Genomic DNA, 17,728 nt, shown 5'->3' with positions numbered 1-17,728 from the left:
CATGTCCCGCCCTATTGCCCGCTCAGCCCGCGAGACCGGATTTTTCCTCGGCGTCGCATTCTTTGTCATCCTGGCCGCGTTTCCGTTCTATTGGATGGTGATCACGGCGTTCAAACAGAACAGCGACCTCTATAACATCGCCAACACCCCGTTCTGGTTCAATGAGCCGCCGACGTTGGATCACATCAGGTACCTGTTCTCGCAGACCCTGTTCGCGCGGTGGCTGTTGAATTCACTCATCATCGGCCTCTGTGTTACAGCCATAACACTGGTGACTGCGGTGCCGGCCGGCTATAGCCTTGCTCGCATGACCAGCCGGCGCGGCGAAGCTCTCGGAATCTTCATCTTCCTGACATACCTGGTGCCGCCGACCCTGTTGTTCCTGCCGCTGTCCCGGATCATCGCTGAGCTCGGTCTGCAAAACTCGATGTGGTCGCTGGTGCTGGTCTATCCGACCTTCACGATCCCGTTCTGCTCGTGGCTGCTGATGGGATTTTTCAAGGCACTGCCGGTTGAGATCGAAGAAGCCGCGATCGTCGACGGCTGCAGCTTGTTTGGTGCCTTCTTCAAGATGGCGATCCCTCTGTCGGTCCCGGCGATCCTTACGGTCGTGATCTTCACGTTTACACTGACGTTGCAGGAGTTCGTCTACGCGCTGACCTTCGTCTCGTCATCTGACCAAAAGCCGATCACGCTGGGCGTATCGACCGACTTGATTCGCGGTGACGTATTCTTCTGGGGCGAGATCATGGCTGGCGCCTTGATCGCGGCCATCCCCGTTGCTGTCGCTTACAATCTCTTCCTCGATCGCTTCATTGCCGGCATCACCGGCGGCGCCGTCAAGTAGCTGCAGGTGTGCGCCGTAGTATCGGGCTTTGGGCCACTTCCGCGTGAATGAGCGTTCGGTCGCGTAGTGAACAGCCACCGTCACGACGACTCGCCGTTGCTAATTCGCGCCAAACTCTTGCTTGGGGTTATGGGTCCCTGATCTACCTGCTTTGGGCGCTTGTCCGGGACGACGAGCACGGGGCAGGCCTTCACCGTCACTTCGCAAACGACCGCGACGGCTGCAGATGCAGTGCCCAGGCGTCGACCTTGTCGCTGGCGCGCGGATAGATCTCGGTCACGATGGGGTCGTGCCCCGGGATGTAACGATCCGGGTGGCCGGCGAGACGCTCGATCGTCTCCCAGCCGGCCGCCATGTCGCCGACATTGTAGACGATCGGGAACGGGCTGCGGCGCTGCAGATTGGCGTAGTAATGCGCAGCGTCGGACGCCAGCACGACAGGCCCGCGCGCGGTCTCGACTTTCACCACCTGCAGCCCGTCGGAATGACCGCCGACGCGATGGACGGTGATGCCGGGCGCCACTTCGCCATCGCCGGAATGGAAGGTGACGCGCTCGCCATAGACATGGCGCACCATCTGCGTGACGTGCTCGACCGTGAACGGATGCCGCAGCAGGCCGTTGCACATGCAGCGGCCCGTGGCGTAGGCCATCTCGCGCTCCTGGAGATGGAAGCGCGCATGCGGGAAGCGATCGAGATTGCCGGCGTGGTCGTAATGCAGATGGGTCACGATGATGTCGCGAATGCTCGATGCGGCGACGCCGAAGCGCTCCAGCGCATCGACCGGGTTGAGCGTCAGCTTGCGCGCGCGCAAGCTCGCTTCCTCGGCGTTGAATCCGGTATCGACCAGGATATCGCGCCCCCGCCCTCGGATCAGCCAGACGAAGTAATCGAGATCCTGCGCCGCACTGTCATGCGGGTCGGGCGCGAGGAAGTTCATGCTGGGGGTGCGCGGCGACATCGTCGCATAGCGCAGGGCGTATATTTCGTAGACGTTTTCCTCGGCTTTGATCATGGCTTTGATCCCGGCTCTTGCTCTTCTGATTGGACCTTCGCGCACCAAGCCATCGCCTGCCGCAAAGGTCAAACCTCTGAGGCTGCGGCGGGCGTGGGTCACAATGTGAGACCAATCACATTTTCGTCGCGCGTGCCGGCCTAACATGGCCGCCTGATGCCTGAACGAGAATGCGTCGAGTGAGACCGTGACCGCCGAATTATTCCCCTCGCAGCCGGCCTGCATGTCGCGGTCAATTGTCGCGATAGTGCAGAATCTCCAAGCGGTTGACGCCCCCATTCCCCGGTTTGATAATGCACTTTGCGTAAGTTAAGGTCGCCGCGGCGCAAGCTGGAACGGCGCCTTTTTGGCTGGACCGCGCTGATTATGAAAACTCGCTTCCTTTGTCTCCTGCCTTTGCTTGTCATGCTTGTCCCGACCGCGCCGTCGATTGCGGCCGGCGACCGCTTCGCGCTGGTGATCGGCAATGCCAAATATCCCGATGCCGACAGCCCGCTGAAGGAGCCGATCAACGACGCCCGCGACGTCGCCGACGAGCTCAAGCGCGACGGCTTTTCGGTGGAGGTCGGCGAGAACCTGACCGGCGACGGGATGCGCCGCGCCTTCGACAAGCTCTACGGCAAGATCAAGCCGGGCTCCGTGGCGCTGCTGTTCTACAGTGGCTTCGGCATCCAGTCGGCGCGCCAGAGCTACATGATCCCGGTCGACGCGCAGATCTGGACCGAGTCCGATGTCCGCCGCGACGGTTTCAGCATCGAAACGATCCTGGGCGAGCTCAACACCCGCGGCGCCGGCGTCAAGATCGCGCTGATCGACGCCTCCAGGCGCAACCCGTTCGAACGGCGGTTCCGCAGCTTCTCGGCGGGCCTCACCCCGGTCATCGCGCCGAACGGCACGCTGGTGATGTATTCGGCGGCGCTGGCTTCCGTGGTGTCGGATGCCGGCGGCGACCACAGCCTGTTCGTCCAGGAATTGCTCAAGGAAATCCGCGTCCCCGACCTGATGGCGGAGGAAACGCTGAACCGCACCAAGATGGGCGTGACCCGCGCCTCGCGCGGCGAGCAGGTGCCGTGGATCTCATCTTCGCTCGCCGAAGACTTCTCGTTCATTCCAGGAGCGGCGGGATCGCACCCGACGGCGGCGACGACGCCACCGGCGCCTCCCGCACCGTCGCCTGCTCCTGTCGCCAATAACCCGCCGCCGGCTCCGCCCGCACCGCCGCCAGCGCCCGTGGCTTCGAACAATCCGCCGGCGCCGCCTGCACCTCCATCACCGCCGCCGACGTCGAAACCGCAGGTCGAGGCCGCGCTGCCTCCGCCGCCCCCACCGGTCAAACCCGCCGAGCCCGCTCCGGCGCCGAACGCCGATGGCGGCCCGAGTGCGGCCGCGCTGGCGGAGGATCGCACCATCAAGGATCTGACGGCCAGGATCGCCGCGAATCCTGAAGACAAGAACGCCTATTACCGGCGGGGTCAGGTGTATGCGACGAAGGGCGCCTACAACCTCGCCATCAAGGATTTCGACGACACGCTGCGAATCAACCCGAAGGACGTCGAGGCGCTGAACAATCGCTGCTGGACCCGGACCGTGGTCGGCGATCTCCAGGGTGCGCTGAAGGATTGCAACGAGGCGCTGCGGTTGCAACCGAACTTCATCGACGCGCTGGACAGCCGCGGCCTGGTGAACCTCAAATCCGGCGCGGTGAAGAACGCCATCGCCGATTTCGACGCTGCGCTGAGGATCAACCCGCGCCTGACTTCCTCGCTCTATGGCCGTGGCCTTGCCAAGCAGCGCAATGGGTCGGCCCAGGAGGGGGCGCTGGATATCGCCAATGCCAAGGCAATGGATCCGAACATCGTTCAGGAGTTCGCAAGCTACGGAGTACGCTAGTATTTTTTTGGTTGAGGCAGAAGACGCCTCGAACCCTCGGCGTCCCTGAGAAGACTAACGGACGGATGCCGCAGGCGGCCTTTCCGGGGGCCACTTGCAGGAATTTTGGAACCACGCAGGTCAACTGCGCAGGAGGGACTGGCAATGAGATTGGCTGCAAAGGGACTGACCGCGATCCTGTCCATCATCACCCTCGGTGCTGCGCTGTCGCTGACACCAGCCTTCGCCGGCGACGACGGCAACAGCAAGAGCGTCACCGAGGACGAGATCGTTCGCGCCCTGGCGCCGCCGAAAAAACCCCTGACCCGCGGCCTCTCGCTCGCGCCGCAGGCCGATCCGGCGCCGAACCCGGCGGAAAGCAAGCTGATCCAGTCCGTCCGCGGCCGCGCCACGCGCTCATTGTCCATGACCGAGCGCGAGGAGATCGCCTCCGCCGCCAAGGACAAGCCGAACATCGATCTCGAAATCACCTTCGACTACAACTCGGCCAATATCAGCGCCAAGTCGATGCCCTCGGTGCAGGCGCTCGGCCGCGCGCTGACCAGCCCGGACCTGAAGGGCTCGACCTTCGTGGTCGCCGGCCACACCGACGCCGCCGGCAGCGAGGGCTACAATCAGGAGCTGTCGGAACGCCGCGCGGATTCGATCAAGCGCTACCTCGTCGAGAAGTACGGCATCGCCGCAGCCGATCTCGTCACCGTCGGCTACGGCAAGAGCAAGCTGAAGGATCCGAGCCAGCCGCTGGCGGAGGTGAACCGACGCGTGCAGGTCGTGAACATGGAAAACAAGACTACCGCATCGAAGTGACCACGACGTAATCCTTTGCAGTGCCAAATCCTTTGCAGTGCCGAGTCGCGATGTGGTGTAAAGTCTCCGCTCCAGCGCGCGTCCCGCAGCCCTGCGGGGCGCCGCTTCGTTTCAGGGAAACGTTCCCGCTAACCATGCCCCAGGCCAGGATGATCCGGCGATGAACATCTCCGAATATCTCAAGCCTGCGGGAACCGTGGCGTTCATCGTCGTGCTTGGCCTCGGCTATTACTGGTTCGACCATCGGCATCGCCCCGAGGCAAAGGACACGCCGGGCGAGGCGCTCGTCATCGTGACGAAGTCGACCAATGCCTGCTTCTCTGACCTCGTGCGGGTGACTGGCTTCTTCGTGCCGCGGCGCGAGGCCGTGGTCATGGCCGACCAGGAGGGATCGAAGGTCACCGACGTCTTCGTGACGGAGGGCGCCGTCGTCGCAGACAACCAGGAACTGGCGCGCCTGACGGCGCCGCCGCAGATCCCGGGCCAGCCGCAACGGCCGGGTTCGCAAGGACCTATCTCGCTGAAAGCGCCTGCAGCGGGTCTCATCACGGAAGTCCGGACCATCGTCGGCGCGCCGGCCTCGCCGCAGGCCGGACCGATGTTCCGCATCGCGGTCAACAACGAGATCGAGCTGGATGCACAGGTCCCGGCCGTGCATATGGCGAAGCTCAGTCCCGGCGCGACGGTGCGGATCAGCAGGGATGACGCCGCCGACCTGATCGGCCGGGTCCGGCTGGTCGCGCCCGAGATCGACCGCGCCACGCAGCTCGGCCGCGTCCGCATCAGCGTCACCAACAATCCGTCGCTGAAGGTCGGCGTGTTCGCCCGCGCCTCGATCGACGCCAAGCGCAGCTGCGGCGTCGCGGTTCCCAAGACTGCGATCGACCATCTCACCGTGCAGGTGGTCAAGGGCAACATCGTCGAGACGCGCCGGGTGCGGGTCGGGCTGACATCCGACAGCCAAACGGAAATCCTTGAGGGGGTCAGCGTCGGCGAGATCGTCGTGGCCGACGCCGGCTCTTCGCTCCACGACGGCGACCAGATCAAGACCATGTTCGCCGATGAACTCGATCGCACGCGGGTACGCTGATGGCTCTCAATATCTCGGCATGGTCGATCCGTAATCCGCTGCCGTCGGTGGTGTTTTCGATCATCCTCCTGATTCTGGGATGGACCTCCTTCAGCAAGCTCGCGATCACGCGACTGCCATCGGCCGACATTCCCGTGATCTCGGTCGCGGTGGCGCAGTTCGGCGCCGCGCCCGCGGAGCTCGAATCCCAGGTCACCAAGACGGTCGAGGACGCCGTCTCCGGCGTCGAGGGCGTGCGCCACATCACCTCCTCGATCACCGACGGCGTGTCGGTCACCACCATCCAGTTCGCGCTGGAGACCAACACCGACCGCGCGCTCAACGACGTCAAGGACGCGGTGACGCGGGTGCGCTCGAACCTGCCGCAGAACGTCACCGAGCCCTTGATCCAGCGCGTCGACGTGATCGGCCTGCCGATCGTCACCTACGCCGCGATCTCGCCCGGCAAGACGCCGGAGCAGCTCTCCTATTTCGTCGACGACGTGGTGAAGCGCGCGCTGCAGGGCGTGCGCGGCGTCGCCCAGGTCGAGCGCATCGGCGGCGTCGAGCGCGAGATCCTGGTCTCGCTCGATCCTGATCGCCTGCAGGCGATGGGCCTGACCGCGGTCAATGTCAGCCAGAGCCTGCGTGGCACCAATGTCGACGTCGCCGGCGGCCGCGCCGAGATCGGCAAGAACGACCAGGCGATCCGGACGCTCGCCGGCGCCAAGACGCTGAGCGACCTCGCCGGCACCATGGTCCCGCTGTTCGGCGGCGGCGAGGTCCGGCTCGACGATCTCGGCACCGTGACCGACACCATCGCGGACCGCCGCACCTTCGCGCGCTTCAACGGCGAGCCGGTGGTCGCGCTCGGCATCAAGCGCTCCAAGGGCGCCAGCGACGTCAAGGTCGCCGAAGCCGTTCAGAAGCGCATCGACGCGCTGAAGGCCGCCTATCCCGATGTCGACCTCAAGCTGATCGACACCTCGGTCGACTACACCAACGGCAACTACGAAGCGGCGATCTCGACCCTGTTCGAAGGCGCCATCCTCGCCGTCGTCATCGTGCTGCTGTTCCTGCGCGATTTGCGCGCCACGATCATTGCCGCGGTCTCGCTGCCGCTGTCGATCTTCCCGGCGTTCTGGGCGATGGACATCCTCGGCTTCTCTCTTAACCTCGTCAGCTTCCTCGCCATCACGCTGTCGACAGGTATCCTGGTCGACGACGCCATCGTCGAGATCGAGAACATCGTGCGGCACATGAACATGGGCAAATCGCCCTACCGCGCCGCGCTCGAAGCCGCCGACGAGATCGGCCTCGCCGTGATCGCTATTTCGCTCACCATCATCGCGATCTTCGCACCCGCAAGCTTCATGTCGGGCATCGCCGGACAATTCTTCAAGCAGTTCGGCATCACGGTCTCGGTGCAGGTGTTCTTCTCGCTGCTCGCCGCACGCTTCGTGACGCCGATGCTGGCGGCCTATTTCCTCAAGCATAATTCCCACGAGGAGCCGCCGCCCGGCCGCATCCTGCGCACCTATCACGGCGTCGTCTCGTGGTCGGTGAAGCACTATTTCATCACCGTGCTGATCGGCTTCGGCATCTTCGCGGCCTCGATCTGGAGCATCACGCTGCTGCCGCAGGGCTTCCTGCCGGCGCAGGACAGCGCCCGCTCGCTGCTCGCCCTCGAACTGCCACCCGGTACGCAGCTCGCCTACACCGAGAAAGTCACCGAGGACATCGTCGCGCGCCTGCGCAAGCGGCCCGAGGTGAAGAGCATCTTCGTCGACGGGGGCCGCGTTCCTCCCGGCACCCAGGAAGTCCGGCGCGCCTCTCTGATCATCAATTACATACCCAAGCGCGACCGCAAGATCACCCAGCGCGAGCTCGAATTCTCGATCAGCCAGGAGCTGGAGAACGTCCCGGATATCCGCTTCTGGTTCCTCGACGAGAACGGCCTGCGCGCGATCTCGCTGGTGGTGACCGGTGTCGACGCCAACATCGTCAACAACGTCGCCAGCGAACTGGCGACGCAGATGAAGCGGATCCCGACCATCTCCGACGTGATCTCGGAAACCTCGCTGGAGCGTCCCGAGCTGCGCATCGAGCCGCGCGCCGACCTCGCCGCACGGCTCGGCGTCTCGACCGAAAGCCTGTCGCAGACCATTCGTGTCGCCACCATCGGCGACGTCGGCCCCGCGCTCGCCAAGTTCGACGTCGGCGACCGCCTGGTGCCGATCCGCGTCCAGCTCGAGGACGCCGCACGCGGCAATCTGAAGACGCTCGAGCAGCTGCGCGTGCCGCTCGGCGAGCACGGCGAGAAGGGCGGCGTGCCGCTCTCGGTCATCGCCGACGTCAAGCTCGACCAGGGCCCGACCAGCATCAACCGCTACGACCGCGAGCGGCAGGCAACCGTCGCCGCCGACCTCGTCGGCTCCGCGGCACTCGGCGATGCCACCAAGAAGATTTACGAACTGCCGGTCATGAAGAGCCTGCCGAAGGGCGTGAAGGTCTCTCCCTCCGGCGACGCCGAAAGCCTCAACGAGCTCTCGGACGGCTTTGCCACCGCGATCACGGCCGGCTTGATGATGGTCTATGCGGTGCTGGTGCTGCTGTTCGGCACCTTCCTGCAACCGATCACCATCCTGTTCTCGCTGCCGCTCTCGATCGGCGGCGCGATCGCCGCGCTTCTCATCACCGGCAAGCAGCTCACGACGCCGGTGTGGATCGGCATCCTGATGCTGATGGGCATCGTCACCAAGAACGCGATCATGCTGGTGGAATTCGCGATCGAGTCCATCAAAGCCGGCAAGCCGCGCGACGAGGCGATGATCGACGCCGGCATGAAGCGCGCCCGCCCGATCGTGATGACGACGATCGCGATGGCCGCCGGCATGATGCCGAGCGCGCTCGCGGTCGGCGCCGGCGGCGAGTTCCGTTCGCCGATGGCGCTCGCCGTAATCGGCGGCCTGATCTTCTCGACCATCCTCTCGCTGGTGTTCGTGCCCGCGATGTTCATGGTGATGGACGATTTCGGCGCCCTGATCTGGCGCTTCGGCAAGCGGCTGATCGTGCACAGCGAGGACGCCGAGACCGGCGCTCGTCACGAGGCGACGGACGCGGCACACGCGCCAAAGAGCATCGTGCACCCTGCGGCGGAGTAAGTTCCCTCCGGCTTGTCTCGCGGCGAAATGGACGTCTCGCCGCGATGCCCCCCTATTCGTTCCGCGCAATCGACGTCAGCTTGGTCATGTTCCGCAGCAGGATCCGGCCGCGCTGGAGGTCGAGGATCGCGTCCTTGCGCCAAGCCTGAAGCTGGCGGTTGACGCTCTCGCGGGCGGCGCCGACGAAGACGCCGAGTTGCTCCTGCGAGATATGCACCTCGGAGCCGAAATCGGCGGCGAGCGCGCAGAGCCGCCGCGCCAGGCGCACCGGCAGCGGCTGCAGCATGGATTCCTCCATGCGCTCGCTCTGCCAGCGGATGCGCTGGCAGAGCAGCGCGATGAGCTTGATCGCGACCTTGGGCTCGCGCTCGAGGAAGGCGAGGAAATCTTCGCGCCGCAGCACGAACAATTCGCTGGCCTCTCCGGCGGTCGCATCCGCCGTGCGGCTCTCGCCGTCCAGCACGGCGACCTCACCGAACAGATCGCCCGGCCCCATGAAGTTCAGCGTCAGCCGGCTGCCGTCGGAGGCGCCGGTCTCGATGCGGACCTGGCCTCGGCGCACGCCGAACAGCGCATCGCCCGGGTCGCCCTTCTGGAACAGCACCTCGCCATTCGCCAGATGCTGAGTGTGGCAGAGGTTGGACAGCCGCTGGAGTTCGTCCGCGCCGAGATCGGCGAACATGGCATTCATTTTCAGAATAACCGCGAATTCGGCCTGCTTGCTCATTTCAACGTCCTTGTGAATTTCTTGGCCAGGTTGTGTGGCAAATCGCCTGCAAATCGCTTGAAAGCATCAACATCAGAATCGCGTAAAACCGCGTTGGGGAAGTGTGTCATAAGTCACATAACTTTGCAGCACCTCCCGACTATTTTTCGCCGGCTGGAGCGGCTTCCCGTCCCGGGATAAACTCAGCTGCAAAGGACGGGTCATCTGCCGGATGCGACGCCGCTCGTCCGTGGTTGGAAAGTCGAGATGAGAGCAGTGAAATTCGCCGGCGCAGCTTTGGCCGCCGTCATCGTCATGATCGTCCTCCTGCTGGTGATCGGGATCCCTTCGGGCTTCCTGAGCGCGACGATTGCCTCGCGCGTCGAGCAGGCCAGCGGCTATCGTCTCTCGATCGACGGCACCACCAGGGTCAGCCTGTGGCCGACGCTGAATGTCACGCTGAGCGATCTCGCGCTCTCCGACCCAAGGGATCGCAGCGGCATCACGCGCGTGACGATCGACAGCGTGCAGGCCGACATGTCGCTTTCGAGCGTATGGTCGGGTCATCCTGACATCAGCGAGATCGTCGTCACCCACCCGGTGCTGTACCAGCCGCTGCTGCGCGAACGCCTGCCGAACGCCGAGGCATCGCCGAAGCCGCTCGCGCTCGATACGAACGGCGCGAGCATCGGCCACATCAAGATCACCAACGGCGAAGTCGCATTCTCGCGCGTCCGCGACCGGGTCGACGGCCGCATCAGCGCCATCAACGCCGATGCCGTCGTGGGCCGCGATCGCAAGGTCAGTATCGCCGGCACCGCGCGTATCGGCGAGCATCCGACCAAGTTCGACATCACGGCGACCCCACCCGCACCGCCGATCGAACGGCAGACCATCCCGGTGGATTTCGTCATCGACATGCCCGACGTGCTGAAGTCGCGGCTCGCCGGCCATGCCGACATGCGGCTGAGCGGCGCAGTCGTGATGATCAATGGCGTCAACGGCACGCTCGGCGATGGCGGCTTCAACGGCTGGGCCTCGGTCGACATCGCCAGCAAGCCGCTGGTGAAGGTCGATCTCGACTTCCGGCGGCTCGCGATCCCACTGGCGAAATCGCCTGACGGCGCCGCCGGCCAACCCTGGAGCGATGCGCCGATCGACGTGTCCGGGCTCAACTATGTCGACGCGCAGATCAGGATCTCGGCCAACGAAGCCGTCATCGGCGACGCCCGTCTTGCGCCACTGGCGCTCGATGCAAAGCTCGCCGGCGGCATCTTGAAGGCGGGCACCGCGAATCTCGGCACCTATGGCGGCCAGGTCTCGGGCGAAGTGATCCTCGATGCGACCAGCGGCGCGCCGAGCTTCGCCATGCATTCCGACCTCGTCGGCGTGCGCGCGCTGCCGCTGCTGCAGGGCCTCGCCGAATTCGACAAGATCGACGGCAAGCTGCAAGCCAAACTCGCGTTGCGCAGCGCCGGCACCAGCCAGCGCGCACTGATGGCGAACATGCAGGGCACGGCCTTCGTCAATTTCCAGGACGGCAGCATCCGCGGCATCAATGTCGCGCAGATGATCCGATCGCTGACATCGGGCACGCTGTCCGGCTGGCAGGACAACCAGAACCCGAGCCAGGAGCAGAGCACCGACCTGTCGCAGCTCGCCGCCTCGTTCCGCATCGACAAAGGCCAGGCGGTGACAACCGATCTCAACCTGATCGGACCGCTGGTGCGTGTCACCGGCGCCGGCACCATCGCGCTCGACACCAAGATGATGGGCTTTCGCGTCGAGCCGAAGCTGGTGATGACCACGCAAGGCCAGGGCCGCGCTTCCGAGCCGGTCGGCTTCGGCATTCCCGTGATGATCACAGGCGCCTGGTCGCAGCCTCGGATCTATCCTGACATAGCCGGCGTGCTCGACAATCCGGACGCGGCCTATGCCAAGCTGCGCGAGATGGGCAAGGGCCTGTTCGGCCCTGATGGCGCCGGGCTCGGCAACATCCTGAACAGTTTTGGTCTCGGCGGCGCCGCCGCGAGCAGCGGCAACGCCAATCCGCAAGTCCAGCAGCAGGGGCAAGGACAGGGGCAGAACAATCTGCTCGGCGGCCAACTGGGCGAAGCGATCGGCAATCTGATCCAGCAAGGGCTCGCGGGCGGCACCGGAAACAGCACCGGCCGCAGCCGCAGCCTCCCAGGCGCGCCGACCACGGCGGCGCCGCAGGCTTCGCCCGCGCCTCCGACGCCGGACCCGCCCGAGGCCCAACAGGACAGCCAGCCGATGAACGACGTGATGCGGCAGCTCTTTAATCGGTGATTGGGGGACCAAGGCGTCGAACTCCACGCGAAGCCCTTACACCGCCTCGTCACACGGTACTCCCTCCGAACGGAGGAGGCTGCCTGCCGGCTGCGGCAATTCACCGCCCTGCCGGCGTTCCCCGGCGGGTAACCACACCTGCGCCTGACCGGTCCCTTGCCCGTCCAAAGGGCCAAATTGTGGTAGAAGGGCGACGGGCCTGTACGGCCCATAGCGCCGGCATCGGTCGCGGCGCGAGAGGATCCGGATGGCGGGAGCGAAAGACAAGACCCGGTTTCTGCGCGAGGGCCTGTTCGCCAAATATGTCGTCTCCCTCGTCGGCCTCGTCGTGTTCGTGCTCGCCGTCAACGGCGCGATGGAGACCTGGATCTCCTACCGCGCCACCAAGACACAGCTGACCGACGGGCTGGAGGACAAGGCGCAAGGCGCTGCCCGGCGCATCGAGCAATCCGTCTCCGAGCTCGAACGCCAGATCAGCTGGGTGACGACGGCCAGCCGGGACACGATCGAGAAGCGCCGCGCCGACTACGCCCAGCTGCTGCAACAGGTCGCCGTCATCTCCCAGCTGTTCCAGCTCAATGGCGACGGCCGCGAGGTGCTGCGCGTCTCGCGCCAGTCGACCACGACGGGCGGCAATGCCGACCTCGCCCGCGACATGCGCTTCACCGAAGCGGTCGCCCGGGGCGTCAGTTTTGCGCCGGCCTATTTCGTCGACCAGAAGCCGGTGATGTCGATCTCGGTGGCGCATTCCGGCTTCAACGCCGGCGTCACGGTGGCCGAGGTCGATCTCAGCTTCCTCTCCGAGTTCCTGTCCGACGCCCAGGTCGGCAAGGCCGCCTTCGCCTATGTGGTCGACGCGCGCGGCCGCGTGCTGGCGACCTCCTCGAAGGGGCCCGAGATCGGCAAGGACCTGTCGAAGCTGCCGCAGGTCGCTGCTGCGATCGCGCCTGGCCGCGAGCCAGACACATCCGGCACCGATTTCAACGGCCACTCGGTGCTGTCGGCCGCGAGCACGGTGCCGAAGCTCGGCTGGAGCGTGCTGTTCGAGCAGCCGACCGCGCAGGCCTTGACGCCGATTCGCGACCAGCTCGTGCGCATCGCGCTTCTGATCGGCATGGGCCTACTCGTCGCGATCCTTGCCGGCACGCTGCTGGCGCGCCGCATGATCATCCCGATCACGGCGCTGCGCGACGGCGCGCACAGGCTCGGCGAAGGCGACTTCAGCCACCGCATCGACGTGCACACCTCGGACGAGCTGGAAGAGCTCGCCGGCCAGTTCAACCGCATGGCCGGGCAGCTCCAGGAGACCTACACGAATCTCGAAACAAAGGTCGAAGAGCGCACCCGCGACCTCGCGCAGTCGATCAACGAGCTGAAGGTGCTGGAAGAGGTCGGCCGCGCGGTGGCATCCTCGCTCGACCTCAACGCCGTGCTGCCGACCATCGCCGCCCGCGCGCTGGAGATCAGTCATGCCGATGCGGTGCTGATCTACGGCTATGAGGCCGAGACGCGCCGCTTCAACCTGGTCGAGGCCAACGGCATCGACAGATCGGCCGAGGGTGTCCATGTCACCATCTACGAAGGCGAGAACATCCTGAGCGATGCCGCCCGCAGCGGCGGACCGGTCGCGATTGCCGATCTCGATCAGGCCGCCGAGCAACCCTTGCGCGATGTCGCGATCAATGCCGGCTTCCATTCGGTGCTGGTCGTGCCGCTGGTCGACCAGCAGGGTACGCTCGGCGCGCTGGTGGTGCTGCGCCGCTCCAGCGGCACGTTCGAAGGTAGCCTCACCGGCTTGATGCGCACCTTCGCCAACCAGGCCGTGCTGGCGATGCGCAATGCGCGCCTGTTCACCGAGGTCGACCACAAGAGCCACGCGCTCGAGACGGCGAACGAGACCGTACGCGCCCAGGCCGACAAGCTCAAGCAGCAGACCGAGCAGCTCAAGGACTGGAACAAGTCGCTGGAGGAGCGCGTCAAGACCCAGCTCGGCGAGATCGAGCGCATCCGCAAGCTCGAGCGTTTCCTCGCGCCGCAGGTGGCGCAATTGATCGCCTCTTCCGACAGCCCGGAAGGGCTGCTCACCAGCCAGCGCCGCGAGGTCACCGTGGTGTTCTGCGATCTGCGCGGCTTCACCGCGTTCACGGAAGCCACCGAGCCGGAAGAAGCGATGAACGTGCTGCGCGAATATCACGCGGCGCTCGGCAAGCTGATCTTCAAATATGAGGGCACGTTGGACAAATATGCCGGCGACGGCGTGATGATCCTGTTCAACGCGCCGATCCAGTTCGAGGACCACACGGCGCGCGCCGTGAAGATGGCGGTGGAGATGCGCGACACCATCGGCCCGCTGACCGAGCGCTGGCGCAACCGCGGACACAGCCTGGGCTTCGGCATCGGCATCGCGCTCGGCTATGCCACGCTCGGCCAGGTGGGCTTCGAACAGCGGCTGGAATATGCCGCGATCGGCAGCGTCACCAATCTCGCCTCCCGCCTCTGCGCCGAGGCCAAGGCGGGCCAGATCGTGGTCAGCCGCCGCGTCTACGGCATGGTCGAGCGTTTCGTCGAAGCCCGCGCCCTCGATGACCTCCAGCTCAAGGGCTTCAATCACCCGGTGCTGGCGATGGAGATCCTCGGCTGGCGCGAGGCGGCGCGGCGGCGGGGGTAGCGGCTGGCTAAAACAAAAAGTTGAAAACAACCCCATGCACAGTAGCCAAGGTGCTGGCGGCATTGCGAAGTTTTGACTTTATGCGGATTTTACGAAATTTGCTTTGACGCGTCGGGCAAAACACTGGCAGAATGGCATCATCGGTTTTTACGCCTGATCTCTCACCCCGACTTCTGACATACGTGAAATCCGCAAGTTACAGCCGTCCCGGCGAAGGCAGAGATTGTCGCGCGATTCGGGCGCCTGACCCACGAACACATTGCTCCTCCCCACGACTAACCCTCGCCTCAATGGCGAGGCCGAAATTTCGGATGGGAGAGACCCGTGCCATTTGCCTTGCCGTCGCGTGCGTATGATTTGCTGGACCGCCCCGCTGACCGCGCGCGCGATCATGGCTGGGTGTTTGGCCTGCCGCCAGCCATCAGCAGCGGGCAATGGCCCTTCGATTCCGTCACCGGCTATCCGCTGATGCACGGCTTTGATGGCGGCGACGCGCAAGAATATGAAATTCGACCGGGCGAGCGGGTGATCACGCCCCCCGCTTCGGCCCGATCGCCTCGAATGCGGCCTTCTGCTCGTCGCTCAGATCGAATTCAAAATCGTCGAGCGCGTCGGCGACGCCACCCACCGCCTGCTGCATCGTCTGGAGCCGCGTCTTCACCGCGGCGAGGCGGGCCTGCGGGGTTGCTTCCGGCTTCATCGGGCAGGAACTCAGCGTCTCCATGGTGCGGAGCGTGGTGTCCTGGAGCACGTCGAGGCGGGCGCGTCCGGTGTCGTCGAGCTTCAGCGTGGAGGCAATCGCCTCAGTGGGCCATTGCTGCTGCACGAGCTGCTCGTACTGGCGCTCGGCTTGCACGTCGTAGCGGGGATCGTAGTTGGGATCGCAGGCTTTGGCCGCCTGCGCGTCCTTGTGCTGAGCCGAAGCAAGCGCCGCCTGGCGTTCCCTGGCCAGCGAGTCGAGTTTTGCTTTCTGGCCGTCATCGAGCAGGTCGACGAATGTCGTCAGCGGCTGCATCAGGGCGTCCGTGGCCTTGATCATCGCATCGAGGCGGGCCTGCATCACACTGATGCGCTCGGCCGCATTGGTGGGCGCCTGCGCCGGGCAGGAGGCGCGGATGGTGTCGCGCGCGCTCGTCCAGGCCGCTGCGAGCTCATCGAGCGCGCTGCGCTGCATCTCGTTCGGCTGCACGGCGCTCGCGATGCGGTCGACGGGCAGGCCGCCGGTGTCGCTGCTGTCACAAACCACCTCCGCCGACGGCACGCGTCGCGCATGACGGCCTTGCGGCGCGGTGTAGGCGGCAAGCTCCGGCGCCGCATAGGGCGCGAAGATCGCGGCATAGATATCGCCATAGCCATAGAGCGAGAGGCTGGTGGTATCGCCATAGATCACCGCAGTGGTGAGATCGTCATGCGCGAACGGCCAGAACACGGGACCGATCCAGCCATAGCTGCCGTCGGGATGGCGCCACCAGCCTTGCGGGCGGCGGCCGCCGTGCCAGCCCGAGAGCGCAGCCTGCGCCGTCAGCGCGGCGCGCAGGACGTAGGGGTTGGCGGGCCGGCCGCGTTCGCCGCCGCGCGGGTCCTCCGACCGCAGCGCCGCGGAGCGATAGCGGCTGCCGTGCACTGCCATGCGGGCGTGGCGCAGCCGAGACAGGCCGATGATATGGCCGACTGCAAAGCGCGCGACGCCGAGCGGTCCGCCGCGGAATCCGAACTGCGCCTGGGCCGTATCAGGCAGCAACACTGTCAGAAGCACCAGCACAGCGCCGGTCAGCGCGAGCCTCAAGCGTGATCTCGGTGTGGTTACCGACCTGCCCGCTGCATCGACCACCTCTCGGCCCTCCTCCCGTGCCAAGCGCGCATCACGTCACAGGAAGCAGACTCGCGAGGGAACCGATTGTTCCGCGACGGGACGATTAAAGCGTCGCAGACATGTGGGGCATCATCGCGGCGGGGCCTGCGGGCCTGTGGCACATCGTGGTCGCTCATCATTCCGGGGCGCGCCGTCTGGCGCGAGCCCGAAATCCATCGAGCAACGGCGACGAATAGATAGCTCGTCGCTTCGCGACGCCCCCCGAATGACGACCGCTCACTGCGCCTTTTGCGGCACCACGACGGTCTGGCCGGGATAGATCAGATTGGGATTGTGGATCTTCTCGCGGTTGGCGTTAAAGATCACGGCGTAGCGCGCGCCATCGCCATAGGCGAGACGGCTCAGCGCCCAGAGGCTGTCGCCGCGGGAAATCACCCGGCTGCTGCCGGCCTCGACCGTCCCGGTGGCGAGAGCGTCCGCCGGCGATGCCGATGCGACCGTCGGACTCGCCGCTGGCACGCGCGCCATGGACTTGGGTTTGGGCGCGCCCATCATGCGGGGCCGAACCGCTGATCGCTCCGGCGTCGCGGCGAGACGCGGCGCCGGCAGGGCAGCGACGACGTCCGATTTGTCAGGCTTTGCGTCCGGCTTTGCTTCCTGCTTCGCGACGGGTGTGATCCGCGCCGGCGGCGGCGCCGCTTCGGCGATCGTCACCGGCATGGTGCGGCTGGACTGCGTGACGGTGCCGTCGGGCGCCCTGGCGCGCAGCGCCAGCTCATAGCTGCCGGCGGGAAGCTTTGGCGGAGTCATGACGAACTGGCCCGACGCATCGGCCACCACACTGTCGAGCGGCTGGCCATCGCGCAGCAGCTCCACCTTGGCGCCCGGTGCGGCCTGGCCTGCAATCACGGCTGCCTCGCCATGATCATCGACGCGCGCGACGTCGAAACGAGGACCAGTGTCCGCAAGTGAAGGCTGCGGCTTCACCGGTGCGACGTCGGCCAGCGCCGTGACCTGCTTGTTCGTTTCGGTCAGCGCATCTGCCTTCGGCGCGTTGGCCGCCGCAGGCGGGGCGGACGGCGCGGGTGGTGCAGCCGCAGCGAGCTTCGGTTCTTCAACCTTCGACTCCGCTTTGGGCTCGATCTTCGATTCAGCCTTGAGCTCGGTCTTGGGTTCGGTCTTGGGCTCGGTCTTGGGTTCGACCTTCACCCCAGCCTTGGCTTCAGCCTTGGCTTCGACCTTCGCCTCCGGCTTGCTTTCGGGCTTGGCGGCTACGGCGACCTCGGTGCTCGCCCCGCCCGGCAGCATGTGGCGCAGCTCGGTCGGGCCGATCACCAGCACGGTGCCGGCTACCGCGAGCAGACAGAATGCAATGATGGCCTTGGATACGGTGATCATCCGTCCTCAAACCTTGATCAAGAACTCGGCGCAAATCAACC

The 17,728-nt window shown here is 65.5% G+C and carries 11 protein-coding genes; 7 read left to right on the top strand and 4 right to left on the bottom strand.

Features of this window, described 5'->3' with window-relative positions; all coding sequences use genetic code 11:
• The first annotated feature begins 1 nt into the window (after position 1).
• Complete coding sequence (locus XH88_RS07875) at positions 2 to 847, top strand: carbohydrate ABC transporter permease (RefSeq protein ID WP_271614845.1); 846 nt, start codon at positions 2 to 4, stop codon at positions 845 to 847.
• A 196-nt stretch (positions 848 to 1,043) separates the two neighbouring features.
• Here XH88_RS07875 and XH88_RS07870 read toward each other — a convergent pair whose 3' ends face one another.
• Entirely contained in the window at positions 1,044 to 1,862 is an 819-nt protein-coding gene (locus XH88_RS07870) for an N-acyl homoserine lactonase family protein (protein WP_271614844.1), read from the bottom strand.
• Positions 1,863 to 2,228: 366 nt separating this feature from the next.
• Here XH88_RS07870 and XH88_RS07865 point away from each other — a divergent pair, with 366 nt between their 5' ends.
• The 4 genes from XH88_RS07865 (at position 2,229) to XH88_RS07850 (ending at position 8,792) form a co-directional block, all read left to right on the top strand.
• Complete coding sequence (locus tag XH88_RS07865) at positions 2,229 to 3,752, top strand: caspase family protein (protein WP_271614843.1); 1,524 nt, start codon at positions 2,229 to 2,231, stop codon at positions 3,750 to 3,752.
• Positions 3,753 to 3,896: 144 nt separating this feature from the next.
• Positions 3,897 to 4,559, top strand: coding sequence for an OmpA family protein (locus tag XH88_RS07860; RefSeq protein WP_271614842.1), 663 nt, complete (start codon positions 3,897 to 3,899; stop codon positions 4,557 to 4,559).
• 160 nt (positions 4,560 to 4,719) lie between these two features.
• Positions 4,720 to 5,649: an efflux RND transporter periplasmic adaptor subunit gene (locus tag XH88_RS07855; protein WP_271614841.1), complete on the top strand. Its 930-nt coding sequence runs from the start codon at positions 4,720 to 4,722 to the stop codon at positions 5,647 to 5,649.
• Complete coding sequence (locus XH88_RS07850) at positions 5,649 to 8,792, top strand: efflux RND transporter permease subunit (protein ID WP_271614840.1); 3,144 nt, start codon at positions 5,649 to 5,651, stop codon at positions 8,790 to 8,792. The genes XH88_RS07855 and XH88_RS07850 overlap by 1 nt, the downstream gene beginning before the upstream one ends.
• 52 nt (positions 8,793 to 8,844) lie before the next feature.
• On the opposite strand, the gene XH88_RS07845 is transcribed toward XH88_RS07850, so the two are convergent.
• The gene (locus tag XH88_RS07845) at positions 8,845 to 9,519 is read right to left on the bottom strand and encodes a Crp/Fnr family transcriptional regulator (protein WP_271614839.1); all 675 of its coding nucleotides are present in this window, start codon (positions 9,517 to 9,519) and stop codon (positions 8,845 to 8,847) included.
• A 246-nt stretch (positions 9,520 to 9,765) separates the two neighbouring features.
• Between XH88_RS07845 and XH88_RS07840 the strand changes: the two genes are divergently transcribed.
• Together XH88_RS07840 and XH88_RS07835 are read left to right on the top strand one after the other, a co-directional pair.
• Positions 9,766 to 11,808 (top strand): AsmA family protein, encoded by a 2,043-nt coding sequence (locus XH88_RS07840; protein WP_271614838.1) that lies wholly within the window; start codon positions 9,766 to 9,768, stop codon positions 11,806 to 11,808.
• Between the two features lie 247 nt (positions 11,809 to 12,055).
• Positions 12,056 to 14,476, top strand: a complete 2,421-nt coding sequence (locus XH88_RS07835; RefSeq protein WP_271614837.1) for an adenylate/guanylate cyclase domain-containing protein — start codon at positions 12,056 to 12,058, stop codon at positions 14,474 to 14,476.
• 529 nt (positions 14,477 to 15,005) lie between these two features.
• On the opposite strand, the gene XH88_RS07830 is transcribed toward XH88_RS07835, so the two are convergent.
• The gene (locus tag XH88_RS07830; protein WP_271614836.1) at positions 15,006 to 16,262 is read right to left on the bottom strand and encodes a Spy/CpxP family protein refolding chaperone; all 1,257 of its coding nucleotides are present in this window, start codon (positions 16,260 to 16,262) and stop codon (positions 15,006 to 15,008) included.
• A gap of 303 nt (positions 16,263 to 16,565) precedes the next feature.
• Positions 16,566 to 17,687 carry a LysM peptidoglycan-binding domain-containing protein gene (locus tag XH88_RS07825; RefSeq protein WP_271614835.1) on the bottom strand — a complete coding sequence of 374 codons (1,122 nt, stop codon included), beginning with the start codon at positions 17,685 to 17,687 and terminating at the stop codon, positions 16,566 to 16,568.
• Between the last annotated feature and the right edge of the window lie 41 nt (positions 17,688 to 17,728).

It is taken from the genome of Bradyrhizobium sp. CCBAU 51627 (assembly GCF_028128765.1).
Classification (GTDB): domain Bacteria; phylum Pseudomonadota; class Alphaproteobacteria; order Rhizobiales; family Xanthobacteraceae; genus Bradyrhizobium.
The sequence above is the reverse complement of the archived record's forward strand: the minus strand, read 5'-3'. Positions and strand labels throughout refer to the sequence as shown.

Bases quoted from the DNA above. Each gene is read 5' to 3' on its own strand.
- XH88_RS07875 (WP_271614845.1), top strand. From the start codon at position 2: ATGTCCCGCCCTATTGCCCGCTCAGCCCGCGAGACCGGATTTTTCCTC.
- XH88_RS07870 (WP_271614844.1), bottom strand. From the start codon at position 1,862: ATGATCAAAGCCGAGGAAAACGTCTACGAAATATACGCCCTGCGCTAT.
- XH88_RS07865 (WP_271614843.1), top strand. From the start codon at position 2,229: ATGAAAACTCGCTTCCTTTGTCTCCTGCCTTTGCTTGTCATGCTTGTC.
- XH88_RS07860 (WP_271614842.1), top strand. From the start codon at position 3,897: ATGAGATTGGCTGCAAAGGGACTGACCGCGATCCTGTCCATCATCACC.
- XH88_RS07855 (WP_271614841.1), top strand. From the start codon at position 4,720: ATGAACATCTCCGAATATCTCAAGCCTGCGGGAACCGTGGCGTTCATC.
- XH88_RS07850 (WP_271614840.1), top strand. From the start codon at position 5,649: ATGGCTCTCAATATCTCGGCATGGTCGATCCGTAATCCGCTGCCGTCG.
- XH88_RS07845 (WP_271614839.1), bottom strand. From the start codon at position 9,519: ATGAGCAAGCAGGCCGAATTCGCGGTTATTCTGAAAATGAATGCCATG.
- XH88_RS07840 (WP_271614838.1), top strand. From the start codon at position 9,766: ATGAGAGCAGTGAAATTCGCCGGCGCAGCTTTGGCCGCCGTCATCGTC.
- XH88_RS07835 (WP_271614837.1), top strand. From the start codon at position 12,056: ATGGCGGGAGCGAAAGACAAGACCCGGTTTCTGCGCGAGGGCCTGTTC.
- XH88_RS07825 (WP_271614835.1), bottom strand. From the start codon at position 17,687: ATGATCACCGTATCCAAGGCCATCATTGCATTCTGTCTGCTCGCGGTA.